This window comes from Aeromonas sp. 1HA1, from assembly GCF_029237385.1.
Lineage (GTDB): Bacteria > Pseudomonadota > Gammaproteobacteria > Enterobacterales > Aeromonadaceae > Aeromonas > Aeromonas popoffii.
This window is the reverse complement of record NZ_JAACGC010000045.1, coordinates 1-14065: the sequence shown is the minus strand read 5'-3', so window position 1 is coordinate 14065 and position 14065 is coordinate 1. Positions and strand designations below refer to the sequence as shown.

The 14065-nt window shown below is 56.3% G+C and carries 15 protein-coding genes; 5 read left to right on the top strand and 10 right to left on the bottom strand.

Annotation, left to right across the window (positions count from 1 at the left end):
- Positions 1-6: 6 nt before the first annotated feature.
- From yggU to GWQ22_RS14220, 4 genes are all read right to left on the bottom strand, one after another.
- Complete coding sequence (gene yggU / locus GWQ22_RS14235) at positions 7-306, bottom strand: DUF167 family protein YggU (protein WP_042036158.1); 300 nt, start codon at positions 304-306, stop codon at positions 7-9.
- A complete protein-coding gene (locus GWQ22_RS14230; protein ID WP_108536333.1) occupies positions 306-857 on the bottom strand; it encodes a YggT family protein in 552 nt (183 codons plus the stop codon). The genes yggU and GWQ22_RS14230 overlap by 1 nt, the downstream gene beginning before the upstream one ends.
- 28 nt (positions 858-885) lie before the next feature.
- Positions 886-1710, bottom strand: coding sequence for a pyrroline-5-carboxylate reductase (proC, locus tag GWQ22_RS14225; RefSeq protein ID WP_275930702.1), 825 nt, complete (start codon positions 1708-1710; stop codon positions 886-888).
- 90 nt (positions 1711-1800) lie between these two features.
- The gene (locus tag GWQ22_RS14220; RefSeq protein WP_275930701.1) at positions 1801-2502 is read right to left on the bottom strand and encodes a YggS family pyridoxal phosphate-dependent enzyme; all 702 of its coding nucleotides are present in this window, start codon (positions 2500-2502) and stop codon (positions 1801-1803) included.
- Positions 2503-2541: 39 nt separating this feature from the next.
- On the opposite strand from GWQ22_RS14220, the gene tapT reads away from it, so the two are divergent.
- From tapT to yaaA, 3 genes are read left to right on the top strand one after another with little or no spacing between them, the layout of a single operon-like run.
- Positions 2542-3576 (top strand): type IVa pilus ATPase TapT, encoded by a 1035-nt coding sequence (gene tapT / locus GWQ22_RS14215; protein ID WP_005320466.1) that lies wholly within the window; start codon positions 2542-2544, stop codon positions 3574-3576.
- A gap of 28 nt (positions 3577-3604) precedes the next feature.
- Positions 3605-4714: a type IVa pilus ATPase TapU gene (tapU, locus tag GWQ22_RS14210; RefSeq protein ID WP_275930713.1), complete on the top strand. Its 1110-nt coding sequence runs from the start codon at positions 3605-3607 to the stop codon at positions 4712-4714.
- A gap of 31 nt (positions 4715-4745) precedes the next feature.
- The gene (gene yaaA, locus GWQ22_RS14205) at positions 4746-5519 is read left to right on the top strand and encodes a peroxide stress protein YaaA (RefSeq protein WP_275930700.1); all 774 of its coding nucleotides are present in this window, start codon (positions 4746-4748) and stop codon (positions 5517-5519) included.
- Between the two features lie 189 nt (positions 5520-5708).
- Here yaaA and srmB read toward each other — a convergent pair whose 3' ends face one another.
- On the bottom strand, positions 5709-6932 hold the full coding sequence (gene srmB / locus GWQ22_RS14200) for an ATP-dependent RNA helicase SrmB (RefSeq protein WP_098982293.1): 1224 nt from the start codon (positions 6930-6932) through the stop codon (positions 5709-5711).
- A 128-nt stretch (positions 6933-7060) separates the two neighbouring features.
- Between srmB and GWQ22_RS14195 the strand changes: the two genes are divergently transcribed.
- Together GWQ22_RS14195 and brnQ are read left to right on the top strand one after the other, a co-directional pair.
- Positions 7061-7771 (top strand): methyltransferase, encoded by a 711-nt coding sequence (locus tag GWQ22_RS14195; RefSeq protein ID WP_275930699.1) that lies wholly within the window; start codon positions 7061-7063, stop codon positions 7769-7771.
- 235 nt (positions 7772-8006) lie between these two features.
- Positions 8007-9269, top strand: coding sequence for a branched-chain amino acid transport system II carrier protein (gene brnQ / locus GWQ22_RS14190; RefSeq protein ID WP_275930698.1), 1263 nt, complete (start codon positions 8007-8009; stop codon positions 9267-9269).
- Positions 9270-9340: 71 nt separating this feature from the next.
- On the opposite strand, the gene GWQ22_RS14185 is transcribed toward brnQ, so the two are convergent.
- The 5 genes from GWQ22_RS14185 to GWQ22_RS14165 form a co-directional block, all read right to left on the bottom strand.
- Positions 9341-9571: a hypothetical protein gene (locus GWQ22_RS14185; protein ID WP_275930697.1), complete on the bottom strand. Its 231-nt coding sequence runs from the start codon at positions 9569-9571 to the stop codon at positions 9341-9343.
- 4 nt (positions 9572-9575) lie between these two features.
- Positions 9576-10037 (bottom strand): chemotaxis protein CheX, encoded by a 462-nt coding sequence (locus tag GWQ22_RS14180; protein ID WP_108537021.1) that lies wholly within the window; start codon positions 10035-10037, stop codon positions 9576-9578.
- Positions 10027-10485, bottom strand: coding sequence for a zinc uptake transcriptional repressor Zur (zur, locus tag GWQ22_RS14175; protein ID WP_084204620.1), 459 nt, complete (start codon positions 10483-10485; stop codon positions 10027-10029). The genes GWQ22_RS14180 and zur overlap by 11 nt, the downstream gene beginning before the upstream one ends.
- A 586-nt stretch (positions 10486-11071) precedes the next feature.
- Complete coding sequence (locus tag GWQ22_RS14170) at positions 11072-11335, bottom strand: pyocin activator PrtN family protein (RefSeq protein ID WP_045523228.1); 264 nt, start codon at positions 11333-11335, stop codon at positions 11072-11074.
- A 50-nt stretch (positions 11336-11385) separates the two neighbouring features.
- Positions 11386-13068 carry a DUF927 domain-containing protein gene (locus GWQ22_RS14165; RefSeq protein WP_275930696.1) on the bottom strand — a complete coding sequence of 561 codons (1683 nt, stop codon included), beginning with the start codon at positions 13066-13068 and terminating at the stop codon, positions 11386-11388.
- Between the last annotated feature and the right edge of the window lie 997 nt (positions 13069-14065).

The following is a 14065-nucleotide window of genomic DNA, read 5'->3' as shown; positions in this document are numbered from 1 at the left end:
CTCGTGTTAACCCTGAGTCTCCAGCAGGGTACTGATCTCGGCGGGGATCTGCTTCGGCGCCTCGATGGCAACCGTCTTGTGCCGTCCCAACTCCCCGCGCACTATGCGAACCTGCCCCTTGGCCACCTTGAACTGCTTGGCCAGATACTTGATCAAGTGGCTGTTAGCCTGGCCATCCACCGGCGGCGCCGTGATGGCCACTTTCACCTCGTCGCCATGCAGTCCGACGATCTGATCCCGACTCGCCTTGGGCTGGATCATCAGATGCAATATCAGCTCGTCCCCTTCCCGCAGGACGGCTGGCATCAAATCATCCACCACAGCTGGCCGAACAGATCACCCAACACATAGTTTATGGCCTGCAGCCCGATAAAAGCGACCAGCACGGAGAGGTCCAGCCCGCCCAGCGCCGGCAGGATGCGACGAATCGGGGCCAGGAAGGGCTCGGTCAGCTGGTGCATCACGTATTCGATGGGATTGCGACCCTGGCTGACCCAGCTCAGGATGGCACGGATCAGCAGCACCCAGAAGATCATGGAGCCCGCCTTCTTCAGCACGGTCAGGGCGGCAAACAGGCTGATGGTGAGCCAGTCGGCCACCAGCACGTTCATGCTCTTGAGCAGTGCCAACTTGGCGAAGGCGATGATCAGCGCCAACAGCACCGAGGCCATATCCAGCCCACCGAAGCCCGGAATGACCCGGCGCAACGGTATCACCAGCGGATTGGTCACCTTGATCACCATCTGGCTCATGGGGTTATAGAAGTCGGCGCGGGCCCACTGCAACCAGATGCGCAGCAGCAGCACCATGAGGTAGATATCAAAAATCGTGTTAATCAGAAAATAAGCTGTGTTCATCTGAGCTCCAGCGGTAAGAGAAGAGTGTTCAGAAAAGCGTTTCCATCTCGGCGGCACGTGCGACGGCCGCCTGCATGGCGTGAGCGGTCAGCGGCATCAGCCCCTGCGCCTGGAATGTCTTGATGGCCTCGGCGGTCGTGCCCCCCTTGCTGGTCACCTGCTCACGCAGGGTTTGCAGCGACAAATCGGGATTTTGCTCTACCATGGCAGCGGCGCCAAGCGCGGTCTGCTGCACCAGCAGGCGCGCCTGCTCGGGCGAAAAGCCCATGGCTTGCGCTTCCTCTGCTATCGCTTGCATGAACAGGAAGAAGTAAGCCGGGGCACTGCCCGCCGCGGCGATGACGCCGTTGATGCCAGACTCCTGCGCCACCCAGAGGGTCTTGCCCACGGCTTGCATCATCTGCTCGGCAACGTCGCGATCGGCCTGTTCAACCCCGGGGGGGGCATAGAGGCCTGTCATGCCCAATCCCAGCAAGGAGGGGGTATTGGGCATGGTGCGGATGATGCGAGCGTGACCGCCCGCCATCTCGCCAAGGCGTGCCACCTTGATGCCGGCGGCGATGGAAATGAGCAGCTTGCCCGCCAGCGACCCCAGCTCATCAACCAGCGCACTCAGCATGCCGGCCATCAGCTGGGGTTTGACCGCCAGCACGATGACGTCAGCCTCGCGGGCCGCCTCGGCATTATGCTGGGTGACGCGGATGCCATAGTCGCTCGCCAGCGCATCCAGTTTGGGACGGCTGGGATTGGCGGCGATGATACGCTCGGCCGGATAACCCGCCTGGATCAGGCCGGCAATGATACTGCGGCTCATGTTGCCTGCACCGATAAAGGCGAGGATTCTTTGCTGCATCAAACACTCCTGTTGCTGAAATAGCTGCGGACACCTGCACTGCCTGCGCCGATAAAGGCGAGGGTTCCATATTGCATCAGGTGCTCTTGCTTAGGAATAGTCACGAGCACCGAAGATGGCTGTGCCGACCCGCACCATGGTGCTGCCATGGACGATCGCCAGCTCAAGATCCTCTGTCATGCCCATCGAGAGGGTATCGACGCTCGGGTATTGCCGCGCAAGCTCGGTGAACAGAGTCTGCATGCGTACCATCTGGGCAGCCAATACCACCTCGTCACTGGTATGCTCCGGGATGGCCATCAGCCCCCTTAATACCAGCCGCTCGCTGCGTGAGACCAGCTCGGCCAGCCGGAAAATCTCTTGCTCAGACGTTCCGGATTTGCTGCTCTCTCCGCTAATATTGATTTGCAGACAGACATTTAGCGGCGCCAACCCGTCAGGACGCTGGTTGTCGAGGCGCTCGATCAGCTTGTCTCTGTCCACACTCTGTACCCAATCGAACCGTTCGGCCACCAGCCGGGACTTGTTCGATTGCAGCGGGCCGATAAAGTGCCACTCGATGTCGCTATATTCCGGCTGCTGGCGCAAGGTATCTATCTTGGTGGCCGCCTCCTGGGCATAGGACTCACCGAAGCGGCGCTGGCCGGCGGCATAGGCCTCGCAAATGGCCTCAAGTGGCTTGGTTTTACTGACCGCAAGCAGGTGGATGTGATCGACACAACGACCCGACTGGCTCGCGGCTTGTACAATACGCTCCTTTACCTGAAGCAGGTGCTGGGCAATTTGGCTCATATTTCGTTAGTGATCTTGTGATGGGAGAATGACAAATCTATGGATATCACAGAGTTATTGGCTTTCAGTGTAAAGCATAAAGCCTCGGATCTACACCTCTCGGCTGGGGTTCCCCCGATGATCCGGGTTGATGGTGAGGTTCGCAAGATCAATTTGCCCGCCCTGGAACACAGGGAAGTGCATGCCCTCATTTACGACATCATGAACGACCACCAGCGCAAGGAACTGGAGGAGAACTTCGAGGTCGACTTCTCGTTCGAGGTGCCCAATCTGGCCCGCTTCCGGGTCAACGCCTTCCAGCAATCGCGCGGTTCGGGGGCCGTGTTTCGTACCATCCCCAGCACGGTACTGAGTCTGGAGGATCTCGATGCCCCCGAGATCTTTCGCAAGATCTCCGAATACCCCCGCGGCCTGGTGCTGGTGACAGGCCCGACCGGCTCGGGCAAGTCCACCACACTGGCGGCCATGGTCAACTACATCAACGAGAACTTCCACCACCACATACTCACTATCGAAGACCCCATCGAATTCGTACACGAGAACAAACGCTGTCTGGTGAACCAGCGGGAAGTACACCGCGATACCAAGAGCTTCAGCAACGCCCTGCGCTCGGCACTGCGGGAAGACCCGGACATCATACTGGTGGGCGAGATGCGCGATCTCGAGACAATACGTCTGGCCATGACGGCGGCCGAGACGGGCCACCTGGTGTTTGGCACCCTGCACACCTCGTCAGCGGCCAAGACCATAGACCGTATCATCGACGTCTTCCCCGGCGCGGAAAAAGACATGGTGCGATCCATGCTCTCTGAATCCCTGCGCGCCGTCATCTCCCAGACCCTGCTCAAGCGGATCGGCGGTGGCCGGGTGGCGGCCCACGAGATCATGATGGGCATACCCGCGGTGCGCAACCTCATCCGGGAAGACAAGATCGCCCAGCTCTACTCGGTGATCCAGACCGGGATGACCCACGGCATGCAGACCATGGATCAGAGCCTCAAGCAACTGGTCAGTCGTGGCGTGGTGGCCTCCCTGGATGCCAAGGCCAAGGCGGTCGACCCCAACAGCGTTTAAGAGCCTCAAACCCAGGGAGGGATAAATGATGAATCTGGATGATCTGCTGACCGAGCTGGTCAAGCGAAAGGGGTCGGATCTGTTTGTGACGGTGGGCTCGCCGCCCACCCTCAAGGTGAATGGCCATCTGGTGTCGCTGGGGGACGAGGCGCTCGACAAGAAGGGGGCGCTGGCGCTGGTCAGAGATACCCTCAGTAGCGATCACTTCGAGCGCTACATCCGCACCAAGGAAGCTAACTACGCCATCCACCGCGAGGATCTTGGCCGTTTTCGGGTCAGCGCCTTCTGGCAGCAGGAGTTGCCTGGCATGGTACTGCGCCGCATCGAGACCCGGATCCCGACCTTCGACGAGCTGACTCTGCCCCCCATCTTGCAGGAGGTGGCCATGGCCAAGCGCGGGCTGGTGCTGTTTGTCGGCGCCACCGGTGCGGGCAAGTCCACCACCCAGGCCGCCATAATAGGGTTTCGCAACCAGCATGCCGATGGCCATATACTGACGGTGGAAGACCCGGTGGAGTTCGTGCACCAGCACGGTCGCAGCCTGATCACCCAGCGGGAGGTGGGGATAGACACAGAGTCGTTCGACGTGGCACTGAAGAGTTCGCTGCGCCAGGCGCCGGACGTGATCCTCATCGGCGAGATCCGAAGCTCTGAGACCATGGAGTTTGCGCTGCAATTTGCCGAGACGGGTCACCTCTGTCTCGCCACCCTGCACGCCAACAATGCCAACCAGGCACTGGATCGCATCCTCCACCTGGTGCCACAGGAGAAACACCGACAGTTTCTGTTTGATCTCTCCTTCAACCTGCGCGCCATCGTGGCCCAGCAACTGCTACCGAGCGTGGACGGTCGCCGCCGTTTTGCCGCCTTCGAGGTACTGCTCAACACCCCGCTCATTACCGACATCATCCGCAAGGGGGAGATGCATCGCCTCAAGGAGGTGATGACCAAGTCCACCGAGCTCGGCATGCAGACCTTCGATCAGGCGCTGTTCACTCTGTTCTGTGCCGGCCAAATTGGCTACAGTGAGGCCCTTGCCCATGCCGACTCGGCCAACGACCTGCGACTGCTGATCAAGCTGTCCGGCCGTGAGCAGCTGGGTGCAGGCACACTCGACAACGTCACCCTGGATGAATGAGGGGCGTGTGTCACCGCTATAAAGGATCGTTATGCTGATTGTGGTTTCCCCGGCCAAAACGCTGGATTACGAGTCGCCTCTGGTGAGCTCCCGTTTCACCCAACCCGAATTGCTGGATCACTCAGCCGAGCTGATCACCCGGGCCCGCCAGCTAACGCCGGATCAGATCGCCAGTCTGATGAAGATCAGCGACAAGCTGGCCGGCCTCAACGCCGCCCGCTTCGCCCAATGGCAACCTGACTTCCACCCAGGCAATGCCCGCCAGGCTCTGCTGGCGTTCAAGGGAGATGTCTACACGGGGCTGGCGGTGGAGGATTTCAGCGACGCGGATCTCGATTTTGCCCAAGGGCACCTGCGCATGCTGTCAGGTCTCTATGGCGTGCTGCGTCCGCTCGATCTCATGATGCCGTATCGGCTGGAGATGGGGACCCGGCTCGATAACAGTCGCGGCAAGGACCTCTACCAGTTTTGGGGGGATGTGATTACCCAGCACATCAATGCAGCGCTGGCGGCGCAAGGGGACGAGCTGCTGATCAACCTGGCCTCTGACGAGTATTTCAAGTCGGTACGAGCGAAAGCCCTGAAGGGCAGGATCGTCACCCCAGTTTTCAAGGACGAGAAGAACGGCCAGTTCAAGATCATCAGCTTTTACGCCAAGAAGGCGCGTGGCATGATGGCCCGTCACATCATCAAGCACCGGCTGACCGAGGTGGAACAATTGACCGGCTTCAACAGCGATGGTTACTACTTCGTTCCAGAAGAGTCTGACGCTCAGACCCTGATGTTTAAACGCGCCGAAAATTAATTACAGAAAGAGGGAACCAAATTCAGGATCCCCGGGTCTGAATACATGAATCCTCTGTTGTAAGCACTTTTTATCAGCCGACGTTTATACGTCGGCTTTTTTCTGCGCGCTATCCGCGAATACAGGCACATTCACCGCAGGCAACAAGCAAAACGGCCATCCGAGGATGACCGTTGCAGCAGGCATGGCTTATTTCTTTTTCTTCTTGGCACTCTTCTTCTTGCCATCCTTCGGCTTTTTCTTTTTCACCGGTACCCGCGCCTCTTTGTGCTTGGGACGCAGCTCGTCGATCACCCGGCGCTTGAGACGCTCTTCGGTGTAACGCTCAATCTTGGCGACCATGCCCATGTCGTGCGCCTCCACCAGGCTGATGGCGCAACCACGGTTGCCGGCACGGCCAGTCCGACCGATACGGTGCACATACACGTCGGTGCCATAAGGCATGTCGTAGTTAATGACATGACTGACGTTGGGCAGGTCGATGCCACGGGCAGCGACGTCGGTGGCGATGAGGAAAGGCACTTCTCCCGCATGGAACTTGCGGATCGATTCGATGCGCTTGCTCTGCTCCATCTCGCCACGGATCCAGGCGCAGGAGACGCCGGCAGCCTGCAACTGGCCGGAGAGCTCCGCCAGCCGTTCACGGGTTCTGACAAAGACGATGGCTTTCTGGGTTTCAGGATCCTTGAGGATATGCACCAGCAGGGCCAGCTTGTGGGCGGCATCATCGGCCAGATGCACCCACTGGGTGATGGGGCGACGCTCACTGCGGGGCGGCTCGGCGTGCAGCTCCACCGGCTCGTTGAGGATCTCGTTGGCAAACTTCTCAAGACCAGCCCCTTCCAGGGTGGCGGAGAACAGCATGGTGTGCTTGCGATAGCGCGCCTCGGCCACGATACGGTTCACGTCTTTGATGAAGCCCATGTCCAGCATGCGATCCGCTTCATCCAGCACCAGCACCTCGATGTCGTGGCTCTCGAACTCCTCTTTCTCTATGTACTCAAGCAGACGACCCGGGGTCGCCACTACGATGTCGGTGGTCTTGGTCAGGGCCGGCAGCTGCTCGTCGTGGCTGACGCCGCCGATGATGGTCTCGATGCTGAGGTTGGTGTGCACCGCCAACGCCTTGGCGTGGGCGGTGACCTGCAGGGCCAGCTCGCGGGTCGGGGTCAGGATCAGCATGCGGCACGGACCCGGCTTGCGGCGCGGGAAGTCCAGCAGATGCTGCAGGGCGGGCAGCAGGAAGGCGGCCGTCTTGCCGGTACCGGTCGGAGCGGATGCCAGAATATCGCGGCCGTCCAGGGCTGGCTCCAGCACCATCTGCTGGATGGTGGTGGGGCGGGTGAATCCCATCTCGGCCAAGGCCCGGTTGAGGGCTGGATTCAGGTCGAAATCATCAAAGGACTGGCTCATGGCAATACTCGGTCATTAAGGAAACGGCAGATTATAGGCGATTATGTCGTCGGCTCCTATGGGGACTGTGGCTTAGTCGCTATAATCGCCGACCATTTTCTGTGTAGCCGGCATATGGTGGGGGTCAGATGGGACGAAATAGTGGTTTTACCTTCAAACAGTTTCATATCGAGCACGACCGCTGCGCCATGAAGGTAGGCACGGATGGCATACTGCTAGGCGCCTGGGCACCGGTTGCCAACGCCCACCGGGTGCTTGACATTGGCACAGGCAGCGGCCTGATTGCACTGATGCTGGCCCAGCGCAGCCGATCCGACTGCCTCATCGACGGGGTGGAACTGGATAGGGATGCAGCGACACAGGCGCGCGCGAATGTGGCCGCCTCCCCCTGGACCTCACGGGTCAACATAGTGGAAAACGCCATTCAAGATTATCAGGCCACTCGCTACGATCTCATCGTCTCCAACCCGCCCTATTTCTCGGCAGGCCAGTCATTTAGCGATCCGGCCAGAGCGCTGGCCCGCCATACAGGGGCGCTCGGCAGCCGGGATCTACTGGCTGCGTGCCACCGTTTACTGAGCGCTGCCGGGCAGGTGGCGCTGGTGCTACCGACCGCCATGGCCGATGAAATTTTATGCATCTCGGCGGATTATGATCTGTATGGTGTTTGTTATACAGCTGTTATCACCAGAGTAGGTAAAGAGGCAAATCGTGTTTTATTGCTACTTGGCAGAGGATTAAGCAGGTGTGAGCAGGGTGAGATTGTGATCCATTCTGCTGATGGCGCCTATTCCGACAGATACATCCAACTGACCCACCCCTTCTATTTGAAGATGTAAATTTCGCCTTGAACTATTTTTTCACGCCATTATGCTGACTCTCAAACGAGCGCCCGCTCCAGACCAGCTCAAACCACTGGTTGTGATGAAAAAACACGCGGGGCTCTTTTTTTTACCCCCGAACAACGCCGGTCACTGACCAATAAAAAACTATAACAAGCAATAGTTTACAAGACAGACGAGGTTGAACTTGACGAAATCACTCACATTATCCGATGTACTCGGATTGGGCTTCATGACCTTTGCCTTCTATCTGGGCGCCGGTAACATCATTTTCCCGCCGCTGGCTGGCTACATGGCAGGCGAACACCTCTCCCTGGCCATGCTGGGCTTTTTGGTGACCGCCGTGGGCCTGCCCCTCATCACCATCCTCGCCGTCGCCAAGGCGGGTAATGGCTGGGCTGGCATGACCAAGCTGCTGCCTGCCGGTGTTGCTACCGCGCTGGCCGTTGCCATCTATATCATCATCGGCCCCGCCTTTGCTGCGCCCCGTACCGGTTTGGTTGCCTACGAGATGGGAATCAAGCCTTTCATCGGTGATATGGGTCAAGCCGGTCTGGCAGTCTATACCGTGATCTTCTTCGGTATCGCCATGTTGGTCTCCATGAACCGGGGCAAGCTGATGGATGCCGTCGGCAAGTACCTGACCCCGCTGTTGATGCTGCTGCTGCTGACCCTGGCCGTGGGTGTGTTCATCGCGCCACAAGGTACAATGCCAGCTGCGTCCGGTGACTACCAGAACGGCCCCTTCGTGAAAGGGATTCTGGAAGGCTACAACACCATGGACACCCTCGCGTCCCTGATGTTTGGCGCCCTGATCGTTGATCTACTGCGTCAGAAAGGCATCCACGACTACAAGAGCCAGTTCAAATATCTGGCCATCGCCGGCGTCATCTCAGCCATCGGTCTGTCCGTGGTCTATATCTCCCTGTTCCAGCTGGGTAACACAGCTGCCGGGGTAGCCACCGATGTCAGCAATGGCGGCGCCATCGTCAACGCCTATGTGTTGAGCCTGTTTGGCCAGCCGGGTCAGTTCATCCTGGCGGCCATCATCACTCTGGCCTGCTTCACCACAGCCGTGGGCCTCATCTCCGCCTGCTCCGACTTCTTCCATAACCTCACCGGTGTGGCTTACAAGAAGCTGGTTGTGCTGCTGGGCACCATCTGCGCCATCGTCGCCAACGTGGGCCTGAGCCAACTCATCAGCCTCTCCATTCCCGTGCTGGTTGCCATCTATCCGGTCGCCGTAGCCCTGGTGCTGGTCACCTTCCTGAAGGGTTACTTCGGTCGTCCTCGTCTGGTGTTCCGCTCCGTCTTGATGGTGGCATTCCTGTTCGGTTGCCTGGATGGTCTGGGCGCTGCCGGTATGAAGATGGATGCCTTCGCCTTCCTGCCGCTGTTTGACAAAGGGCTAGCCTGGTTGCTGCCAACCCTGCTTGCCTGTGGCCTTGGCATTGTGATGCGTTCCAATGATAAGCTGGCTGCCGAAGCCGCCTGACCACTCTCAAACCAGTAAAAAAGAGGCCAGCATATGCTGGCCTCTTTCATTTCTCTGATTTGTCATCGATTTCAAAGCAGGGGCTCTACCGGTTTGGGCCTGCCTTCCAGGCCATACCAGTGGGTCTCAATCCGACCGGCATGCCATTGTAAGGTGCCCCAGGGACTCTCTGCCTGCCAGCGTGGAAAGCTTACCACCACCTTGTTGTCATCGTACTTGTACAGCGAGGTGTTGATCTGGATATCAGACAGGGTGAGCAACAGTGCCCAACCAATGAAGAACCACTTCAGCGCTTTCCACATAAGGTTACTCGAAGCAGATTTCGATGGTGGCCCGGCCGTAATCTGACTCGAACGGCATCATAATCTTGGTGCCATCGGCTCTATGGGTGATGGTGTGGTTGGGACCGGAGACTATGATAGGGGTCGCCATGTCGAACTCGTAACCTTTCTCTCCCAGCATGCGCTTGGCACCACCGGTAACCATGTTGGTGATCTCACCCACCATGTCGGTCACTTCTTCATTGATGGTGGCGGGGGCCTCCCCCAGCATGCGACGCATGATCTCCAACGCCAACCCCTTCTCGAAGCTGATGGAAAGCGAGCCACGGGTCTGCGGACCCACCATGCCGATGAGGCCGGAGACATCGCCTCGCGCCAACTCATCCATCTTGCGCTTGGGCTTACCCGGTTTAAGATCCAACTGCGCCATGGTGGAGAGCACATTGAGCAGGGAAAGCAGGAACGGGTTTACAAAATCAGCCTTCATGTTGATGTCCTACGGTGGTCGTACAGCGAGCACATTGGCCATGTGCCTCTATTGTCTTATTGGTAATAGTAAAACCATGCTGATGGGCCTGCTCGGAAAACGCGCTGTCGATCGCCGTGTCATGGAGTTCGACCACCTCGCCACATCGGTCGCAGATCAGCAGTTGCATGGGATGAGCATGGTCAAAGTGACAACAGAATATGAAGGCGTTGAGCGACTCCACCTTGTGGGCAAAGCCCTGTTCGAGCAGAAAATCGAGTGCCCGATAGACTGTAGGCGGCTTGGCGTGAGCCTCTGTTTGCTGCAGCTGGGCTAACAAATCATAGGCGCTGATAGCATTGCCGTGGGCAGCCAGCAAAGTGAACACCTGACGCCGGGTAGGGGTGAAGCGGATCCCGCGTTGTTCGCAGAGTCGTTCGGCTCGTTGTAAAAGTTGGTCTTGATTCATGATCACGCAAATACCCTTTACTTATTAGTCGGATACTATCACAGGGCCCCCGGTGGCGCGGCGACAAAATTCATTTTCTGGGGCTACCTCACGTTGTGATAAAATCCGCCCCCTTTGTTTAGCCAACCCGGATGATTTTTATGCAGGCGCAGCGTTTTTCCATCGCCCCCATGCTGGATTGGTGAGATTTTTTCTCTAGCCCTTACCAGGCGTGGCCTTCAATTTCCATGGGGCAGATATGGGGCAGGTGGCTGCCAAAACGGCTTTAATCAGGGGTTTTCTCAAGCCTTTCAGCTCTTCTTGTCTACTCTGCGAATATGTCCCAACAACTTTGTTCGTTAAAGACAAAAGTCAACATCATCAACAGGTTATGTTGATGTTGGTGGCCATTTTATTATACTCACTCCAGATCTTGTAGAGCGAATAGGAGGGAACATGGGTAGCAGCATCGTCATTCGGTTCTGCCTATGTGCCTTCCTTGAGCTGTTTGCTGTGCTGGCAGGAGCGTCTACCACCTGACCCAGACCACTGACAAAGACAAAAAATGAAAAAAGCCCGCGATTCGCGGGCTTGCCCTTCCAGAAGATTATCTTCGAGCCTCCATCTTCGTGATCGCAGTTAGCCTACGCACTTCTTTCTCTCTCTGCTGATCTATATAGCTGGCCAGGTCAGTCAGGTGCACCAGATAATCGCTCTTTTGGCTGGTTCTGAACGTCGGGATGGGTAACATCCCGGCATTTGCCCGCTGTCTGGCTGTTTGATATGACAGACCAAAATAGTCACTACAAATGTCTTTAAGCGGCACGACAGGTTTCTCGTATTGCGCCAAGAGCATAAAAACGGTTTGCATGCTGTCACCTCACAACAGAGTCGGTGGAACTGGGAAAACCGGGAAATCCATTAATCCACCTCCAGCTCGGTCAGGCCTCTCTTGATACGTTCTGGCCAGATGGCAAAATAGCGGGCCGATTTTTTCTCCTGTGCGACTTTGAGAGTCAATCTATCTAACTCATTGAATTGCAACCAATCTCTTTTTACTAATCGCAGCATCTGTGAGCGGTATTGAGGGCGCAAATTCAGCGCTTGTTTCAGCACGTCAGTTTTGACTAACCATTGCGACTCCCCTTGATACGTTCGACTGTAACCAACACTAGAGCTCAGTCGGCCTTCCAGGGGTCTTATATACGGACCCCAGCCCTGTATGGCTGCTTTCAGCATACAGAACAGCCGGTAATCCTCAGTGTCCAGACCATGACCGCGGTTTTTTAGCCATAGATTAAAACAGTGCTCAACAGCATTCACAGAATGGTGATCGAGCCACGGCAGGAGATTGAACTGGTTAGCCATGACCAATGCGGCCTCAACTAGGGCAAACCGACGAATTACCCGCATCACCTGGGGGCTAATATGGTAGCCCAAGAGAGTCTCGGCATTCTCCTTCATGAGTGCACAGCGATACGAGTGGTGCTGCAAAACCTTGCGAGTGAGTTCAGCTTCATCGTAGCCAGCTAGTCGATTTATCCATGCTGAAAACAGGGATCCATAGTAACGCTTGCAGCGTCGCTGCAATTCATCTGCCAGCAAATCTGGCCCATTGTGACCATGGAGCGCATCAAACACGCCGTGTTGACCAACAGCGGGTATTTCAACCACCCGACTCAGCTGTCCAGCCAGCGGTACTTTACCCAGTTGCGCCATATGCTCCTCCAGTGTCACCTCTCCGTTAGATAAGGCAATTGTTCGCCAAGGTTCGCCTATGGCCAGCTGGCCAGTTTCGTTGGCTCTAAGCTTGGGTCGACCGTTGCATATGGAGTAGACGGCAGTATCCACATCCTCGGCCCTTGCTTGAGATAATTCATCCAGAAAGAGGGGGACATCGTGGTGAAGTGCTGCGGCCGCAGCTAGACCATTCGCAGTACTCAACCATGTTCTCATGATCGATTCATCACCTAGCACTGACGTTGCGACCTTCAAGGCCGTAGATTTGCCTGACCCTGAATCACCATATATGTGGAAAATCGTGTTTTCGACACCTGAGCTGCTGAGCAGAGGTGCACTCAGAGCGGCTCCACAGCAAAAAATCAGCAGCGGATTACCAATGCAGACCTCGCCAATTTCTTCCTGCCACTGTTCCAGCGAGCCAGATGACCGCAGTTCCATATCCATCCCCTTGCGGAGCAGATACAACTTTGTGCGATCTCTGTGGGCGCTCCAGCCAGGAGTGACAAAACCTTCTTGATGCCACCCGGTTCGTTCAACACAGATCGCAGGTTCCGCACGTTGGATCTCATCGAGTAGATAACGCTGGATACGTGGCCAAGCGTGAGGGTTTAGCTCCAATGGATAGCCTGAGTCGAGCAGCATTTCCCGAACCTGCCTGCTGTTATCACCCTGGAGATTCCGAATGAGGACAATATCTTGCAACTGAACACCGTCCAGGTTCTTCCACTCCAGTAAAATGCCGTAGCTGCGTCTCTGATCTGAAGAGCGGGTTCGAGCCAGCACGTTGATATAACCCCCGAGCTTGACCCAGCGTTCGGATTCCCTGCATTCCAGTGCATCCGGCAGTAATCGAAATTCCATAAGCACCTCCTGTCAAATGTTCTTCAGATACAGCTGGATATCAGATAGCCTGAATCTGATTGAACGTCCGGTGGGGCCTAGCCTGATGGGGGCTGGTATGTTTCCAGATTTAACTAGACGTCGTATTGTTGATGGCGAAAGAGCCGTCAGCTCGACCACCTCAGCAACTGTTATCAATTTTTCTTGCGGTGTTTCAGCCATACATCCTCCTGATGCTTCATGTGTTGGCAGGAGCATTCTGCATGTTGTTTTCAGAAAACATCGTCGCTGGAAGTGCCTTTTTTGGGCGAATTTAAAAAACAATTTCCACTATAAAAACAGAGGGTTAAGATACAATCCCTCTTGATGCCGACTATTCCACCATTTATTGGCTATTACCGTATTATTTTTTGATTCGCTAATCTGACGGAAATTTCACATGTGAAATTTTTTGCGTCATCTTGGTCCGTAACCCAGAGTGAGTTCACAGACTGGTGTAATAGGTTAAAAAAATCCCCGGGCGATGACCGGGGACTTGTGTATAAGATATTTACATAAAGTGGTATCTAGTAGGACGGCTACTGCCTCAACTGACCGAAGCATTACCAAAAAGGTGAGCCTACGTACTCCCCGGTCTGTATGTCATAGCCATTGGAAACAAGCCGGATCGAACATTTTTTTCTGACTACATTGCCCGTAGCCTCGTTCTTTGGTGCAGCGAGCAAGCCATAGAACATCCCTCCAATAAGAGCTCCCTGCCAAGCAAACAAGGCCACCAGCCCCCAGAAGGCAAGGCCCACCCAGTAGTTCTTGTGGAGCAGATCAAGCAAGGGTTTGAGCCAGTAAACAACTGGGATGGCTAAAACGGCATAACACCAGCCAGTCACCTCAAGCCTGTCTCTTGATCAGATCTTGATCCCCGAAGCCATCATCTCTTTGGCGGCAATAAAGCCGTCCAGTTTACTTTGCAGTGTTTGCCAGCCTTCCCAGAGTGAGCTCCAGCCTGCAATCCCTGTTC